The following is a 16,670-nucleotide window of genomic DNA, read 5'->3' as shown; positions in this document are numbered from 1 at the left end:
GAATTTAGTAGCACGGATAATCGTCTGGCGCATGAGGTGGGGAATGGCATGCACTGCGTTTCCAAAGCGCATCCAGGCTCGTCAACTGCTACGTAATACCCAAAAACCCCACTAACGCCGCACGCTGGGCCAATGCATCCTTGCGCCCCAGTTCAATTAACTCGCTGCAATAGCCCGCCTCGAACAACAAATAACTCAGCACACCTGCACCGCTGGTTTTGGTTGCCCCCGGCCCGCGCAAAAACAGGCGCAGCGCGGCGGGCAGTTCGTGGCGGTGGCGGGCGGCTATTTCGTCAATGGGCTGGCTGGGGGCGATAACCAGCACATCAACCGGCGCTAAACCGAGGTTGTCGGGCTGCCCTGGCAGCAACCGGCTGAAGTGGTTCAGGCGCTCCAGCAGTTCGATATCGCTCTCAAGGCTGTCAATAAAAGTGCTGTTGAGCATGTGCCCGCCAATTTGCGCCAAGGTCGGATGCTGCGCGTTGTACTGGCGCGCTTGCCCGCCCTGACGATCCGGCCCGCGCGGGTTGCCGCTGACCCCGACCACCAGCACGCGATTGGCGCCCAAATGCAGCGCCGGGCTGATGGGTGCAGACTGGCGCACGGCGCCATCGCCAAAATACTCTTCGCCAATTTTGACCGGGGCAAACAACAGCGGTATGGCCGAGCTGGCCAGCAAGTGCTCGACGGTCAACGCCGTCGGCAGGCCAATGCGCCGATGACGCAACCAGCCTTCGATCGCACCTTCACTTTGATAAAACGTTACGGCCTGGCCCGAGGAGTAGCCAAAAGCCGTGAGCGCCACAGCGCGCAAGTGCTGCGCAGCGATGGCCTGATCGATACCGGCAAAGTTGATTTTGTCGTTGAGCAATTCGCGTAACGGCGAACTGTTGAGCAGCGCCACCGGCACGTGGCTGCCAAGGCCCAACAAGCTGTGGCCCAGAAAGCGACTGGCCTGGTGAATCACCCCCGGCCAATCACTGCGCAACACACGATGGCTTTCAAAGTTTTGCCAGAAGGTCGTCAAGTGCTCGACGGCCTGGGTGAAGTTCATCGCGCCACTGGCCAGGCTGACTGCGTTGATCGCCCCGGCCGAGGTGCCGACAATCACTGGAAACGGGTTGGGCGCACCCGCAGGTAACAACTCGGCAATGGCCGCCAGCACCCCCACTTGATACGCCGCCCTGGCGCCGCCGCCCGACAGAATCAACCCGGTCACCGACGCTCTGCCGTTCATACCTCAGCGCCTTTGCAGCGCGGGTTACTTGCGGCGTTTGTCGTACAGCTTTGGCTCGCCCGGTGGCCGGGTTTTGAAGCGGCGGTGCGCCCACAAGTACTGCTCTGGGCATTCGCGTATCGCACGCTCGACCCATTGGTTGATGCGCAGGCAGTCGGCCTCATCGCTTTCTCCGGGAAAGTCGCTTAAAGGCGGATGAATCACCAACTTATAACCACTGCCATCCGCCAGTCGTTGTTGAGTAAAGGGTACAACCTGCGCTTTGCCCAGCTTGGCGAACTTGCTGGTGGCCGTCACTGTGGCGGCCTCGATGCCAAACAATGGCACAAAAATGCTTTGCTTGGCGCCGTAGTCCTGGTCGGGTGCGTACCAGATCGCCCGCCCGGCGCGCAGCAACTTGAGCATGCCGCGCACGTCATCGCGCTCCACTGCCAGCGAGTCCAGGTTGTGGCGCTCGCGGCCGCGGCGCTGGATAAAGTCGAACAACGGGTTTTTGTGTTCGCGGTACATGCCATCAATGGTGTGCTGCTGCCCGAGCAAGGCGGCGCCAATTTCCAGGGTGGTGAAGTGAAAGGCCATCAAGATGACGCCCTTGCCTTCACGCTGGGCCTGCTGCAGGTGCTCCAGCCCTTCGACATGCGCCAACTTGGCCAGGCGCGGCTTGGCCCACCACCAGCTCATGGCCATTTCAAAAAAGGCGATGCCGGTTGAGGCGAAGTTTTCCTTAAGCAGGCGCTCGCGCTCAGCGGCGTTTTTTTCGGGGAAGCACAGTTCAAGGTTGCGCGCAGCAATGCGCCGGCGCTCACCGGCCACCCGGAACATGCAAGCCCCCAGAAAACGACCAATGCGCAGTTGCACCTTATAAGGCAGTTGCACCACCAGCCACAGCACGCCCAGCCCTGACCACAGCAGCCAAAAACGCGGATGAAAAAAAGCAGCTCGAAAACGCGGGCGATCCATTAATGATTCCGGACAGACACAAGGGCCGGGCATTCTACATCGTTAGACCCGGCTTGCGGCTCGCGGGCGTTCTCGTTATAAGTCTCTGCACTTTAAGTGACAAGCCGCATTAAGCCGACCATGAGCCAAACCGAATCGCAAGACCAAGCCCCCGTGTTTCAGCTTAAGGGCAGTATGCTCGCCATTACGGTGCTGGAACTGGCCCAAAACAACCTTGAAGCCCTTGATCGCCAACTGGCCGCCAAAGTTGCCCAGGCGCCCAATTTTTTCAGTAACACCCCGCTGGTGCTGGCGCTCGACAAGCTGCCCGTCGGTGCCGGTGCCGTCGACTTGCCCGGGCTGATGCGCGTGTGTCGCCAACATGGCCTGCGCACCCTGGCCATTCGCGCCAGCCGCATCGAAGACATTGCCGCGGCCATCGCCATCGACCTGCCAGTCTTGCCGCCGTCCGGTGCACGTGAGCGGCCGATTGAGCCCCCGGTTGAAGTAATCATCGCGCCGAAAAAGCCCGAAAAACCGCCCGAGCCGGCCATCAAGCCGACCCGCATCATCACCACGCCAGTACGTGGTGGCCAAACGGTATACGCCGAGGGTTGCGACCTGGTGGTCATCGCCTCGGTCAGCCCCGGTGCGGAACTTATGGCCGATGGCAACATCCATGTGTACGGCCCTATGCGTGGCCGAGCGCTTGCCGGATACAAAGGCAACACCCGAGCGCGAATTTTTTGCCAGCAACTGAGCGCCGAACTGGTGTCCATTGCCGGAATGTACAAAGTGTCCGAAGACCTGCGACGCGATCCTTTGTGGGGCGCCGGGGTTCAAATCAGTCTGTCAAGTGACATGTTGAACATCACCCGTCTTTAACGGATACTCACGCCATTTTCCAACCATCTCAATTACGTAGAGAAAACAGACTAGTCTTTGTAGGAAGTCAGCAATCAGCCAGTGTTTACGTTGTGTAGGCCTGGCTTGGGGGATGTCCACCAAGACTGTTCACCTGTTGTCGTTTATTTAGAGATGTTATTCAGGGACTAAAAAGTCCTTTTTCCTTAGGGGTGAAGCACCTTGGCCAAGATTCTAGTGGTTACATCCGGCAAGGGTGGTGTGGGTAAGACCACCACCAGCGCCGCTATCGGTACGGGCCTGGCACTGCGCGGGCACAAAACCGTCATCGTCGACTTCGACGTTGGCCTGCGTAACCTCGACCTGATCATGGGGTGCGAGCGTCGCGTGGTGTATGACTTCGTTAACGTGGTTAACGGCGAAGCCAACCTGCAACAGGCGCTGATCAAAGACAAACGTCTGGAAAACCTGTACGTGCTGGCTGCCAGCCAGACCCGTGACAAAGACGCCCTGACCAAAGAAGGCGTCGAAAAAGTTCTGATGGAACTCAAAGAGACCTTCGAATACGTGGTCTGCGACTCTCCGGCGGGCATCGAAACTGGCGCCCACCTGGCCATGTACTTCGCGGATGAAGCGATTGTCGTGACCAACCCGGAAGTGTCTTCGGTGCGTGACTCGGACCGCATGTTGGGCCTGCTGGCCAGCAAATCGCGCCGCGCCGAACTGGGCGAAGACCCGATCAAGGAACACCTGCTGCTGACCCGCTACAACGCGGATCGCGTCAGCAAGGGTGAAATGCTCGGCGTTGAAGACGTCAAGGAAATCCTGGCGGTTACGCTGCTGGGTGTGATCCCGGAATCCCAGGCGGTGCTCAAGGCATCCAACCAGGGCGTGCCGGTGATCCTTGATGACCAAAGTGACGCCGGTCAGGCCTACAGCGATGCGGTTGATCGTTTGCTGGGCAAAACCGTGGAGCATCGGTTCCTCGATGTACAGAAGAAGGGATTCTTCGAGCGCCTGTTTGGAGGCAATTAAACAATGAACATTTTTGACTTCTTTCGTACCCGCAAAACGCCAACCACCGCGTCGGTCGCGAAAGAGCGTCTACAGATCATCGTGGCGCACGAACGCGGCCAACGCAGTACCCCGGACTACCTGCCAGCCCTGCAAAAAGAGCTGGTCGAGGTGATCCGCAAATACGTCAACATCGGCGATGATCAAGTACAGATCGCCCTTGAAAACGAGGGTAGCTGCTCGATTCTGGAACTCAACATCACCCTGCCAGACCGTTAATCGATCCGGCTGATACCACGGCGGCTTGGAGGTTTCTCTGCACAGGGGGATCTCCAAGCCGCCGTTGGCGTTTGTTAAGAGGCTGTTTTAATGCCGTTGTCGAATATTCACATCATCCATCAGGACGCAGGCGTTCTGGTGGTCAACAAGCCGACCTTGCTGCTGTCGGTGCCGGGCCGCGCCGAAGACAACAAAGACTGCCTGATCACCCGCCTGCAAGAAAACGGCTACCCCGAAGCCCGCATCGTGCACCGCCTGGACTGGGAAACCTCGGGGATCATTCTGCTGGCCCGCGATGCCGACACGCACCGCGAATTGTCGCGTCAGTTTCACGACCGGGAAACTGAAAAGGCCTACACCGCGCTGGCCTGGGGCCAACCGGAGCTGGACAGTGGCAGCATCGACCTGCCCCTGCGTTACGACCCGCCGACCAAGCCGCGCCACGTGGTCGACCACGAGTTTGGCAAGAACGCGTTGACCTTCTGGAAAGTCCTGGAGCGTTGCGGCGATTATTGCCGGGTTGAACTGACGCCGATTACCGGGCGTTCGCATCAGTTGCGCGTGCACATGTTGTCCATTGGCCACCCGCTGCTGGGCGATGGCCTGTACGCGCACCCGCAGGCATTGGCGGCCTATCCGCGTTTGTGCCTGCACGCCAGCATGCTCAGCTTCACCCACCCGCAGACCGGCGAACGCCTGCGCTTCGAGTGCCCCGCACCGTTTTAACAGCTTCACGCCCTGTAGGAGCGAGCTTGCCTCGCGATCTTTTGATCTTTAAAAGATCGCGAGGCAAGCTCGCTCCTACAAAGGGTTTGCACGTTTTTGCTGGTCAAATTTTGTGATCAATGCGCTAAACTCGCGGCCTTGCTGTCTGGAGTAACTTATGCGCGAAGAGTTGAACCAAGGCCTGATCGACTTTCTCAAGGCCTCCCCTACCCCGTTCCATGCCACCGCCAGCCTTGTTCAACGCCTGGAAGCCGCCGGTTACCAGCGCCTCGACGAGCGCGAGACGTGGTACACCGAAGCCAACGGCCGCTATTACGTCACCCGTAATGACTCCTCCATCGTCGCTTTCAAGCTGGGCCGTCACTCGCCCCTGCAAGGTGGCATCCGCATGGTCGGCGCTCACACAGACAGCCCCTGCCTGCGGGTCAAGCCTCAGCCTGAGCTGCAACGCCAGGGTTTTTGGCAATTGGGCGTGGAAGTCTACGGCGGCGCGTTGCTGGCCCCCTGGTTTGACCGCGACCTGTCGCTGGCCGGGCGCGTGACATTCCGCCGTGACGGCAAGGTCGAGAGCCAGTTGATCGACTTCCGCGCGCCGATTGCGACCATCCCCAATCTGGCGATTCACCTCAATCGCACGGCCAACGAAGGCTGGGCGATTAACCCGCAGACCGAACTGCCACCGATTCTGGCGCAGGTTGCAGGCGATGAGCGCGTAGATTTCCGCGCCCTGCTCACCGACCAGCTGGCCCGCGAACACGGCCTGAACGCCGACGTGGTGCTCGACTATGAGCTGAGCTTCTACGACACACAAAGCGCTGCGGTGATCGGCCTCAACGGTGATTTTATTGCCGGTGCGCGCCTGGACAACCTGCTGTCGTGCTACGCCGGCCTGCAAGCGCTGTTGAACACCGACACCGACGAAACCTGCCTGTTCGTGGCCAATGACCATGAAGAAGTCGGCTCGTGTTCAGCGTGCGGCGCGGACGGCCCGATGCTGGAGCAGATCCTCCAGCGCGTACTGCCTGAAGGCGACGAGTTTGTGCGTACCATACAAAAATCGCTGCTGGTCTCGGCCGACAACGCCCACGGCGTGCACCCCAACTACGCCGACAAGCACGACGCCAACCACGGCCCCAAACTCAATGCCGGGCCGGTGATCAAGGTCAACAGCAACCAGCGTTACGCCACCAACAGTGAAACGGCGGGTTTTTTCCGTCATCTGTGCATGGCGGTTGAAGTGCCGGTGCAAAGTTTTGTGGTGCGCAGCGACATGGGCTGTGGCTCAACCATCGGCCCGATCACCGCCAGCCACCTGGGTGTGCGCACGGTAGACATCGGCTTGCCGACCTTCGCCATGCACTCCATCCGTGAACTGGCCGGTAGCCACGACCTGGCGCACCTGGTCAAAGTATTGAGCGCGTTCTACGCCAGCAACGAACTCCCGTAAAACACCAGCTTCAACAGGTGGGAGCGGGCTTGCTCGCGATGAAATCAGCGCGTTTTTTTTGAAAACCGCGTCGCCTGCATCGCGAGCAAGCCCGCTCCCACCTGTTGTGTTACAAGCACGGCGATTCATTTTTGATACACATCACCCCACTTCTGCGTAAAGCCACCTAGACTCGGGTGATTAACTTCTTCAGGTCCAGAACATGCTCGAAATATCCGCCTTTAATTCCATGTTGATCCCCATTGTGATTGGTATGTTGCTGCTCACTATTGGCTTCAACTTTCGCGACAGTAAACCCGGTGTACTGTCGATCTGGTTTGGCATGTTGCTGATCTTCGGCACCATCGTTTTTAAAATTCTCGCCAAACTGAATCAATAAATAGCACCGCATCCGCGATCACTTATTTTATGTATGACAAGAAATGAATGATCGCGGGGCCTAGCGTACACTCGTCCGATCCGTACTTTCCGAGGGTGATCGCCTAGTGTTTCTTCGTCTCTTTGCCCGGCCCTATTGGCTACTGATTTGTCTGCTGACCTTGCTGCCGCTCGCCTCGGCCCAGGCTGTGGGCATCACCAGCCTGCTTCCCAGTTCGGATAAAACCCAAACGCAACCCACCGAGCCTTTGGGCCAGTCGCTGGACGAGGTGATCAAAAATCTTGAGAACGACCAGCAACGCAGCAAGTTGCTGGCGGACCTTAAAAAGCTTCGCGATGCCACCAAAAAAGCCCAGCCCGAAGCTGAAATCGGTGTGCTGGGTTTGATCGGTAGCACTCTCGCCGACCTCGAAAAACAGTTCTCGGGCAACGACAGCCCCACCTCGCGCTGGAGCGAAGAAATCGGCCAGGCCAAAGATGAACTGGTGGCCTTGATGCTGCCCGCCAAGGAATGGGTGCCCATCATCTTTGCCTTTGCGCTGATCATCATGATCTGGAGCCTGCTGGCTTCACTGCTGATTTGGGTCAGCCACCGCGTGCGCTTGCGCTTTGGCCTGAGCGAAGAATTGCCGCAGCACCCAAAAGCCGTCGACATGCTGCGCTTTGCCTTGCGCAAGCTCGGCCCTTGGCTGGTGGCGCTGGTGATCACGGTGTACATGAGTTACGCCTTGCCATCATCGCTGGGCAAAGACCTGGCCATGGCGCTGGCCTACGCCCTGGTGATCGGCACCTGCTTCTCGGCCACCTGCGTGATTTTGTTTTCATTGCTCGATGGCCCGCACCGTCATCGCGCCCTGCATATTCTGCGGCATCAGGCGTTCCGCCCGCTGTGGTGGATCGGCAGCTTTGCCGCCTTTGGTGAGGCACTCAGCGACCCGCGCATGGTCGCCTCACTTGGCGTGCACCTGGCGCATACCGTGGCCACGTTTGCCAACGTGATGGCGGCGCTGTCGACCGGGCTGTTTATCATCCGCTTCCGCCGCCCCATCGCTCACCTTATCCGTAACCAGCCGCTGTCACGCCGCCTCACCCGCCGCGCCCTGAGCGACAGCATCGAGACCCTCGGCACTTACTGGTACATCGCCGCGCTGATTCTGGTGGGCATCTCACTGTTCGCCACCTTCTTGTCGGCGGGCGATACCAGCACCGCGCTGCGCCAGTCGCTGATCTGCGCCGTGCTGGTGGTGCTGTGCATGGTGATCAACGGGCTGGTACGCCGCCATGCGCAAAAGCCACAACGCGGGCCCAAGCGCCACGCGCTGTATTCGGAACGGCTCAAAAGCTTTGTCTACACCCTGGCGCACTTGATTGTGTGGCTGGTGTTCATCGAGTTGGGGTTGCGCGTGTGGGGCCTCTCGCTGATCGGTTTCACCGAGGGTGAAGGCCATGAAATCAGCGTCAAACTGTTCGGCCTGGCGGGGACGTTACTGTTTGCCTGGCTGATCTGGATTCTCGCCGATACGGCCATCCACCACGCCCTGACCCGCTCGCGCAAAGGCCTGGCCAACGCCCGCGCGCAAACCATGATGCCGTTGATTCGCAACGTGCTGTTTGCGGCCATTTTCATCATCGCGCTGATCGTCGCACTGGCGAACATGGGCATGAACGTCACGCCACTGCTGGCCGGTGCCGGTGTGATCGGTCTGGCCATTGGTTTTGGTGCGCAGTCGCTGGTTGCCGACCTGATTACCGGCTTGTTCATCATCATTGAAGACTCGCTGGCCATCGATGATTACGTGGATGTCGGCGGCCACCTGGGCACGGTTGAAGGCCTGACGATTCGTACCGTGCGCCTGCGCGACATTGACGGCATCGTGCACACCATTCCGTTCAGTGAAATCAAAAGCATCAAAAACTATTCCCGCGAGTTCGGTTACGCGATTTTCCGCGTGGCGATCCCGTACAACATGGAAATCGACGACGCCATCAAGCTGATGCGCGAGGTGGGACAAAAGATGCGCACCGACCCGCTGCAGCGCCGCAACATCTGGTCACCGCTGGAGATTCAAGGGGTCGAAAGTTTCGAGTCGGGCAGCGCAATTTTGCGCGCACGCTTCAAAACCGCGCCGATCAAGCAATGGGAAGTGTCACGGGCGTTCAACCTGTCGCTCAAGCGCCATCTGGATGAAGCCGGCCTTGACCTCGCGACACCGCGCCTGAGCGTGCAGGTAGTGACAGCAGGTAGCGGGAACTTACAAAAGGAATAACCCCTTCATCCCTGTAGGAGCGAGCTCGCCTCGCGATCTTTTGATCTTTAAAAGTTCGCGAGGCAGGCTCAGACTCAACGCTCCAGCACATCCACACCAACGTGGATCGCGTCATGTCGCCAATACTCAATGTCACAGTCGATCAGCCGCTCGTGCTGGTCGTAGTTGATGCGCTCGATCCTCAACCCCGGGCTGCCCGTCGACACCTTGAGCGTTGCCGCCGCCTCGGCGGGCAAGGCGGTCGGCACGATCTCAAAACGCACCCGCCCGTAATGCAAATCGTAGTGCCGCGCATACAGCTCGGTGATCGACTGCGTGAGGTCAAAATCCAGAATCTGCGGGAAGTATTGCGGGTTCAGGTAATGCTCGACATACAGCACCAAACGCCCATCAATGCACCGCGCCCGGCAGATCTGGATCACACTGGAAAACGCCGGTAACTGCAGACGTGCGCACACGGCGGCCGAGGCCGGCTGCAAGCGCGCCGAAATCACCTCGGTAGTCGGTACTCGTCCCTGGGCGCTGACCATCGCGTGAAAGTGGCTGCGCTGCATCAAGTTATAGGCCAGGCGCGGCGGCGAAATAAACCAGCCGCGCCGCTCCTCGCGATACACCACGCCTTGCGCTTCCAGTTGCAACAACGCTTCACGCACCGTGATGCGGGTGGTCGCGAACAGTTCGCTGAGTTTTCTTTCAGCCGGCAATTGGCTGCCGCAGGTCAGCAAGCCATGTTCGATTTGCTCTTGCAGGGCCAGACCAATGGCTGTCACCGCTTTGGGTGCACCTTCACGCATCAACGTTACCTATCTGGACTAGTCCAGCACCAAATGTGGGCAGGCTCGGCCTGCAAAACACTTAACTCTTGAGGATGCCAGCCTAGGCAGTGCAGATGACTGTTCGATGACACTGACACCTGTTTTAACCCTCAAGCCCACACCCGCCGGGGCCTTGACCATGGTCTACGCTTAGCTCACGGCACTTGGCGGGCCTGTAAAAGTGCTTGCACAACCAATGCCGACATTAAAGTGTCATGCAGCGCCCTTAAATTGGCTCAGGTATTGCTGACCTAGACCAACCCACTGCAAAACTCTAAAAAAACCAGCGTGAACACCCCCACAGGAGCTTCAGATGAAACAGTTTTTTCTGGCATCACTGTTAGGCACCAGCATCGCCCTTTGCACCTCGGCCATGGCCGCCGATGTCGATTTAAAAGCCCTTGAAACTGCCGCCAAGGCAGAGGGCGCCGTGAACAGTGTCGGCATGCCCGATGACTGGGCCAACTGGAAAGGCACGTGGGAAGACCTGAACAAACTGTATGGCCTCAAGCATGTCGACACCGACATGAGTTCGGCTCAGGAAGTGGCCAAGTTTGCCGCCGAAAAAGACAACGCCAGCGCTGATATTGGTGACGTCGGTGCAGCCTTCGGCCCTATCGCGGTGGCCAAAGGCGTGACCCAGCCCTACAAACCCACCACCTGGGAACAGATCCCGGCCTGGGCCAAGGACAAAGACGGTAACTGGGCATTGGCCTACACCGGCACCATCGCGTTTATCGTCAATAAAAAGCTGCTGCACGGCTCTGAAGTGCCAACCAAATGGTCTGACCTCAAATCTGGCAAATACAAGGTCTCGATCGGTGACGTGAGCACCGCCGCGCAAGCCTCCAACGGTGTTCTGGCCGCAGCCTTTGCCAACCACGGTGATGAAAAGAACATTCAGCCAGCCCTGTTGATGTTTGCTGATATCGCCAAGCAAGGGCGCCTGTCACTGGCCAACCCGACCATCGCCACCATGGAAAAAGGTGAAGTTGAAGTGGGCGTGGTCTGGGACTTCAATGGCCTGAGCTACAAAGCCAAAATGGCCAACCCGGATGACTACGTGGTGCTGATTCCGTCGGACGGCTCAGTGATTTCGGGTTACACCACCATCATCAACAAATACGCCAAGCACCCGAACGCCGCCAAACTGACCCGCGAATACATCTTCAGTGATGCCGGCCAAACCAATCTGGCGCGTGGCAACGCCCGCCCGATCCGCGCCGAACACCTGACCCTGCCAGACGACGTGAAGGCCAAGCTGCTGCCTAACGAGCAGTACAAGAACGTGACGCCGATCAAAGACGCCGACGCATGGGAAAAAACCGCGAAGGCCCTGCCTCAGAAATGGCAGGAAGAAGTCATTATCAACATGCAGTAAAGAGCTGTACCTACCCCTGTAGGAGCGAGCCCGTCTCGCGATCTTTTGAGCGTTTAAAAGATCGCGAGGCACGCTCGCCCCTGCACATTCTGTGCTTTACCTGCGGAGTCGCAGTACATGAAACACAAGGTCATTTTGGTGGTACTCGACGGACTCAATCATGACGTTGCCCGCCATGCCATGGGGCATTTGCAGGCCTATGTCAGCGCAGGACGCGCCACGCTGTACAAGCTCACCTGTGAACTCCCAGCGCTGTCACGCCCTCTGTATGAGTGCATCCTCACGGGTGTCCCGCCGATTGAAAGCGGCATTGTGCATAACAATGTCTCGCGCCTGTCTCATCAGCGCAGCGTGTTCCATTACGCCCGCGAGGCAGGTTTGAGCACCGCCGCCGCGGCTTACCACTGGGTCAGCGAACTGTATAACCGCTCGCCTTTTATCGCGGCCCGTGACCGCCACACCGAAGACAGCGATCTGCCCATCCAGCACGGGCATTTTTACTGGAACGATCACTATCCCGATTCCCACTTGCTTGCCGATGCCGAAAGCCTGCGCCTGCGCCATGCGCCGGACTTTTTGCTGGTGCACCCGATGAACATCGACGATGCCGGCCACAAGCACGGCCTCGACAGCTCGCAATACCGTAACAGCGCACGCTCTGCCGACATTGTGTTGGCCGATTACCTGCAAGGCTGGCTGGACGCGGGCTACCAGGTGCTGGTGACCGCCGACCACGGCATGAACAACGACCGCTCGCACAATGGCCTGTTGCCCGAAGAACGCGAAGTGCCGCTGTTTGTACTTGGCGACGCCTTTAGCCTGGACCCGCAGGCCACCCCCAAACAAACCGAACTGTGCGGCACGATTTGCCAATTGCTGGGCGTCGCCCATGACAAACCGCTGTGCCAGACCTTATTGAGACCCGCGCCATGACCCGTGGTAAATGGCTGGCATTGTTGTGCCTCGCGCCCTTTGCAATTGTCTTTATCGTGTTCCAGATTGCCCCGCTGGTGTGGGTGCTGGTACACAGCCTGCAATCAGAAGACACCGGCTGGGGCCTGGATAACTTCAGCAAGATCTTCGCCTCGAAGTTCTATTTACAGGCCATCCAGCACAGCCTGGAGATCAGCTTTTGGTCCAGCCTGTTCGGCATCGTAATTGCCGTGCTCGGCAGCTACTCGCTGCATAAAGTCGACTCAAGGCTGCGCAACTTCGTTAACGCCTTCGCCAACATGACCAGCAACTTCTCCGGGGTGCCGCTGGCCTTTGCCTTCATCATCCTGCTGGGGTTTAACGGCAGTATCACGATCATGCTGAAACAGGCGGGGATCATCGAGGACTTCAACCTCTACTCCAAAACCGGCCTGATTATTTTGTACACCTACTTCCAGATCCCGCTGGGTGTCCTGCTGCTGTACCCGGCCTTTGATGCCCTGCGTGAAGACTGGCGCGAGTCAGCGTCATTGCTGGGCGCCAACAGCTGGCAGTTCTGGCGTTTTATTGGCTTGCCGGTCCTCACACCGGCACTGCTGGGCACCTTTGTGATCCTGCTGGCCAACGCCTTGGGCGCCTATGCCACGGTGTATGCGCTGACCACCGGCAACTTCAACGTTTTACCTATCCGCATTGCCGCGATGGTCTCGGGTGACATCAGCCTGGACCCGAACATGGCCAGTGCGCTGGCGGTGATTCTGGTGGGGTTGATGACCCTGGTGACGCTGGTGCATCAGTGGCTGTTAAAGAGGAGCTACCATGTCGCGCGCTGAAACCGGAACCGCCAGCGTTTATCACCGCACGGTGGTTTACCTGCTGTTTATTATTTTGTTGTTGCCGCTGCTGGGCACGTTTGTGTACTCGATTGCCAGCAGTTGGTCCGCCACCGTGTTGCCCAGCGGCTTTACCTTCAAGTGGTACCTGCAACTGTGGAGCGATCCGCGCTTTTTGACCGCATTCGGCCATTCGCTGTTGATCTGCTTCGGGTCTTTGGTGCTGTCGGTGGTGTTGATTCTGCCGCTGCTTTTTGTAGTGCATTACCACTTCCCCAAACTCGACGCGCTGATGAACATCCTCATTTTGCTGCCGTTTGCGGTGCCGCCGGTGGTCTCGTCGGTCGGCCTGCTGCAACTCTACGGTTCGGGGCCAATGGCCATGGTCGGTACGCCGTGGATCCTGATCGGCTGCTACTTCACCGTGGCCCTGCCCTTCATGTACCGGGCCATCACCAACAACCTGCAAGCCATCAACCTGCACGACTTGATGGACGCTGCCCAACTGCTCGGCGCCAGCACCTGGCAGGCGGCGTTTCTGGTGGTGTTGCCGAACTTGCGTAAAGGCTTGCTGGTGGCGTTGCTGCTGTCGTTTTCGTTCCTGTTTGGCGAGTTTGTGTTTGCCAACATCCTGGTCGGCACCCGCTACGAAACCTTGCAGGTGTTCCTCAATAACATGCGTAACAGCAGCGGCCATTTCACCAGCGCGCTGGTGATCTCGTACTTCCTTTTTGTACTGGTGCTGACTTGGGTTGCCACCTTCCTGAACAAGGACAAAAGCCAATGAGTTTTGTCAGCGTCGAACACCTGCAAAAAACCTACTCCGGCACGCCGGTCTTCAGCGACATCAACTTCACCATCAGCAAGGGCGAGTTCGTCACCCTGCTCGGCCCGTCGGGCTGCGGCAAGTCAACGCTGCTGCGCTGCATCGCCGGGCTGACGCCGGTGGATGACGGAAAGATCCTCCTCGATGGCCAGGACATCGTGCCGCTCAACCCGCAAAAACGCGGGATTGGCATGGTATTTCAAAGCTACGCGCTGTTCCCCAACATGACCGTTGAGCAAAACGTCGCGTTTGGCCTGCGCATGCAAAAGGTCAACGCCAATGACAGCCAAAAACGCGTGGCTGAAGTGCTGCAACTGGTCGAGCTCAATGACTTTGCCAAGCGCTACCCGCACCAACTCTCGGGCGGCCAATGCCAGCGTGTGGCGCTGGCCCGCTCACTGGTGACGCGCCCGCGCCTGTTGCTGCTGGACGAGCCCCTGTCAGCGCTGGACGCCCGTATCCGCAAGCATTTGCGCGAGCAGATCCGGCAGATCCAGCGCGAGCTGGGGCTGACCACGATCTTCGTTACCCACGACCAGGAAGAAGCGCTGACCATGAGTGACCGCATCTTCCTGATGAACAAGGGACGGATCGTCCAGAGCGGCAATGCCGAAAGCCTCTATGTCGCCCCGGTGGACGTGTTTGCCGCGAGTTTTATTGGCAACTACAACCTGCTGGACGCCGACACCGCCAGCCGTTTATTGCAGCGCCCGGTCACTAGCCGCATCGCCATACGCCCGGAAACCCTGGGCTTGAGCCTGCAGGGCGAGGCCGACACACTGATCCGCAACCACAGCCTGCTGGGCAACGTGATCCGCTATCGGGTCGAGGTCCGTGGCGTGGAGTTGATCGTGGACGTGCTCAACCGTTCTGCAGCCGACCTGTACGCGGATGGTCAGCGCGTGGCGTTGACCATCGATTCCAGCGCCTTATGTGAGGTAGCCTGATGCTTTTGAGCACCATGAAAAGGGAGTTGCACTGATGGCCCTGGCAATTTTTGACCTGGATGAAACGTTGATTCACGGCGACTGCGCCACCTTGTGGAGCGAGCAAATGGGCCGCCTCGGCTGGGTCGATCCGCAGGCGTTTTTAAAGCGCAATAACGAACTGATGCACGCCTACAGCCAAGGCGAGTTGAAGATGGAAGATTACATGGCCTTCAGCCTGGAGCCCTTGATCGGACGGACCCCTGAAGAAATCGAGCATTTGGTCGGCCCGTGGGTTGAAGACTTTATCGAGCCGATCATTTTCAGTGACGCGACCAAAACCGTGGCCGCTCACCGCAAGGCCGGCGATCGCATTTTGATTATTTCGGCGTCTGGTGTGCACTTGGTCAAACCGATTGCCGAGCGCCTGGGCATTGATGAAGTGCTGGGTATTGAACTGGAAGTTGTGCACTGCATGTACACCGGCAACACCGTGGGCACCCTGACCTACCGTGATGGCAAGATCACGCGCCTGCTGGAATGGCTGGACGAGCAAGAAGAAAACCTTGCGGGCGCGAGTTTTTATTCCGACTCACGCAACGACTTGCCGTTGCTGCTCAAAGTGGATCACCCGCATGCGGTCAACCCCGACCCGGTCTTGCGTGAACACGCTGAAAAGGCCGGCTGGCCGATTCATCACTGGAAGTAAATAGGCTAACTGTAGGAGCGAGCTTGCCTCGCGATCTTTTGATCTTTTTAAAAGATCGCGAGGCAAGCTCGCTCCTACAGATTGCGTATATGACTTAAACCAAGTCCGCGTCGATCACCAGCACCAGCTTGCCCGACACCTGATTGCTGGCCAATTCGGCAAACGCCGCCTGGGCCTCTTCAATCGGGAAGGTTTTGGCCAACTGCGGGCTCAAGCGGCCTTCGGCAAACAACGGCCACACTTGCTGATTGAGATCACTCAACAAATCCGCCTTGAACTGGTCGCCGCGGCTGCGCAATGTCGAACCCAGCAACTGGATGCGCTTGCCCAACACCAAGGCCAGATCCAGCTCGGCCTTGCGTCCACCCATCAAGCCAATCAAAACCCAACGCCCGTCCAGTGCCAACAACTTGAGGTTGGACTCAACATAGTTGGCGCCCACCGGGTCGAGTACCACATCAAACGGCCCCAGCGCCTTGAGGCTGTCCAGCCCTTCGGTGCGCACTGCGCCGCCCTGGGCACCCAGGGCCTCGCAATAGGCCAGACGCTCGGCCGAACCGACCGTCACCCAGCACGGGCTGCCAAAGGCTTTGCACAGCTGAATAGCGGCTGAACCAACTCCACTTGCTCCGGCATGCAGCAACACTTTTTCGCCCGGCTTCAGGGCCGCCAATTGGAACAGATTAAGCCATGCAGTGCTGTACACCTCGGGCAGGGCGGCCGCCTCAATCAGCGACAACCCTTCGGGCACCGGCAAGGCATGGCGCCCATCAACGACAACCTCTTGCGCCATGCCACCGCCCGCCAACAGCGCGCACACGCGGTCTCCGACTTGCCAGGAAGACCCTGGCCCGACCTCGCTGACCACGCCCGAGCACTCCAGCCCCAGCATCTGGCTGGCGCCAGGCGGTGGCGGATACAACCCCTGGCTTTGCAAAAGATCGGCGCGATTAAGGCCCGCTGCCGCCACACGAATTCGAATTTGTCCTACATCACAACGTGGGCTTGGTTCTTCAACCCACTTCACTTGTCCCTCAACGCCTTGCAATGCTTTCACAGTGCCTCCATAGTGAGTCTGGACTGAGCCCGGTGCTGC

General features: G+C 58.7%; 17 protein-coding genes. 13 read left to right on the top strand and 4 right to left on the bottom strand.

Going from position 1 to position 16,670, the window contains the following annotated elements:
* Window positions 1-88 precede the first annotated feature (88 nt).
* Window positions 89-1,237: a patatin-like phospholipase family protein gene (locus GHO41_RS12955; protein ID WP_153330533.1), complete on the bottom strand. Its 1,149-nt coding sequence runs from the start codon at window positions 1,235-1,237 to the stop codon at window positions 89-91.
* Window positions 1,238-1,261: 24 nt separating this feature from the next.
* Window positions 1,262-2,197 (bottom strand): lipid A biosynthesis lauroyl acyltransferase, encoded by a 936-nt coding sequence (locus GHO41_RS12950; protein WP_048368600.1) that lies wholly within the window; start codon window positions 2,195-2,197, stop codon window positions 1,262-1,264.
* Window positions 2,198-2,317: 120 nt separating this feature from the next.
* Here GHO41_RS12950 and minC point away from each other — a divergent pair, with 120 nt between their 5' ends.
* The 7 genes from minC (at window position 2,318) to GHO41_RS12920 (ending at window position 9,151) form a co-directional block, all read left to right on the top strand.
* The gene (minC, locus tag GHO41_RS12945; RefSeq protein ID WP_048368601.1) at window positions 2,318-3,061 is read left to right on the top strand and encodes a septum site-determining protein MinC; all 744 of its coding nucleotides are present in this window, start codon (window positions 2,318-2,320) and stop codon (window positions 3,059-3,061) included.
* 201 nt (window positions 3,062-3,262) lie between these two features.
* Complete coding sequence (minD, locus tag GHO41_RS12940) at window positions 3,263-4,075, top strand: septum site-determining protein MinD (RefSeq protein WP_048368602.1); 813 nt, start codon at window positions 3,263-3,265, stop codon at window positions 4,073-4,075.
* Between the two features lie 3 nt (window positions 4,076-4,078).
* Window positions 4,079-4,333, top strand: coding sequence for a cell division topological specificity factor MinE (minE, locus tag GHO41_RS12935; protein WP_019410761.1), 255 nt, complete (start codon window positions 4,079-4,081; stop codon window positions 4,331-4,333).
* Between the two features lie 90 nt (window positions 4,334-4,423).
* The gene (locus tag GHO41_RS12930; RefSeq protein ID WP_048368603.1) at window positions 4,424-5,059 is read left to right on the top strand and encodes an RluA family pseudouridine synthase; all 636 of its coding nucleotides are present in this window, start codon (window positions 4,424-4,426) and stop codon (window positions 5,057-5,059) included.
* 157 nt (window positions 5,060-5,216) lie between these two features.
* A complete protein-coding gene (locus GHO41_RS12925; protein WP_123750373.1) occupies window positions 5,217-6,506 on the top strand; it encodes a M18 family aminopeptidase in 1,290 nt (429 codons plus the stop codon).
* Window positions 6,507-6,708: 202 nt separating this feature from the next.
* Window positions 6,709-6,885 (top strand): hypothetical protein, encoded by a 177-nt coding sequence (locus tag GHO41_RS29825; protein ID WP_164488139.1) that lies wholly within the window; start codon window positions 6,709-6,711, stop codon window positions 6,883-6,885.
* A gap of 106 nt (window positions 6,886-6,991) precedes the next feature.
* Window positions 6,992-9,151: a mechanosensitive ion channel family protein gene (locus tag GHO41_RS12920; protein ID WP_048368605.1), complete on the top strand. Its 2,160-nt coding sequence runs from the start codon at window positions 6,992-6,994 to the stop codon at window positions 9,149-9,151.
* Window positions 9,152-9,225: 74 nt separating this feature from the next.
* Here GHO41_RS12920 and phnR read toward each other — a convergent pair whose 3' ends face one another.
* Window positions 9,226-9,945 (bottom strand): phosphonate utilization transcriptional regulator PhnR, encoded by a 720-nt coding sequence (phnR, locus tag GHO41_RS12915; protein WP_153433769.1) that lies wholly within the window; start codon window positions 9,943-9,945, stop codon window positions 9,226-9,228.
* A 334-nt stretch (window positions 9,946-10,279) separates the two neighbouring features.
* Here phnR and GHO41_RS12910 point away from each other — a divergent pair, with 334 nt between their 5' ends.
* From GHO41_RS12910 to GHO41_RS12885, 6 genes are all read left to right on the top strand, one after another.
* Window positions 10,280-11,347 carry an ABC transporter substrate-binding protein gene (locus tag GHO41_RS12910; protein ID WP_048368607.1) on the top strand — a complete coding sequence of 356 codons (1,068 nt, stop codon included), beginning with the start codon at window positions 10,280-10,282 and terminating at the stop codon, window positions 11,345-11,347.
* 117 nt (window positions 11,348-11,464) lie between these two features.
* Window positions 11,465-12,280, top strand: coding sequence for an alkaline phosphatase family protein (locus tag GHO41_RS12905; RefSeq protein WP_153433768.1), 816 nt, complete (start codon window positions 11,465-11,467; stop codon window positions 12,278-12,280).
* Window positions 12,277-13,113, top strand: coding sequence for an ABC transporter permease subunit (locus GHO41_RS12900; RefSeq protein ID WP_048368609.1), 837 nt, complete (start codon window positions 12,277-12,279; stop codon window positions 13,111-13,113). Before GHO41_RS12905 ends, GHO41_RS12900 begins: the two co-directional genes overlap by 4 nt.
* Window positions 13,100-13,900, top strand: a complete 801-nt coding sequence (locus GHO41_RS12895) for an ABC transporter permease (RefSeq protein ID WP_048391212.1) — start codon at window positions 13,100-13,102, stop codon at window positions 13,898-13,900. Before GHO41_RS12900 ends, GHO41_RS12895 begins: the two co-directional genes overlap by 14 nt.
* Window positions 13,897-14,886 (top strand): ABC transporter ATP-binding protein, encoded by a 990-nt coding sequence (locus GHO41_RS12890; protein WP_153433767.1) that lies wholly within the window; start codon window positions 13,897-13,899, stop codon window positions 14,884-14,886. Before GHO41_RS12895 ends, GHO41_RS12890 begins: the two co-directional genes overlap by 4 nt.
* Before the next feature lie 34 nt (window positions 14,887-14,920).
* Window positions 14,921-15,574, top strand: coding sequence for an HAD family phosphatase (locus GHO41_RS12885; protein WP_153433766.1), 654 nt, complete (start codon window positions 14,921-14,923; stop codon window positions 15,572-15,574).
* Between the two features lie 94 nt (window positions 15,575-15,668).
* On the opposite strand, the gene GHO41_RS12880 is transcribed toward GHO41_RS12885, so the two are convergent.
* Window positions 15,669-16,631 carry a zinc-binding dehydrogenase gene (locus GHO41_RS12880; protein ID WP_282363854.1) on the bottom strand — a complete coding sequence of 321 codons (963 nt, stop codon included), beginning with the start codon at window positions 16,629-16,631 and terminating at the stop codon, window positions 15,669-15,671.
* Window positions 16,632-16,670: the final 39 nt, after the last annotated feature.

The sequence above is a fragment of the Pseudomonas sp. FSL R10-0399 genome (genome assembly GCF_009600165.1).
In the GTDB taxonomy this organism is placed as follows: Bacteria; Pseudomonadota; Gammaproteobacteria; order Pseudomonadales; family Pseudomonadaceae; genus Aquipseudomonas; species Aquipseudomonas helleri.
This window is presented reverse-complemented; position numbering and strand designations above follow the sequence as displayed.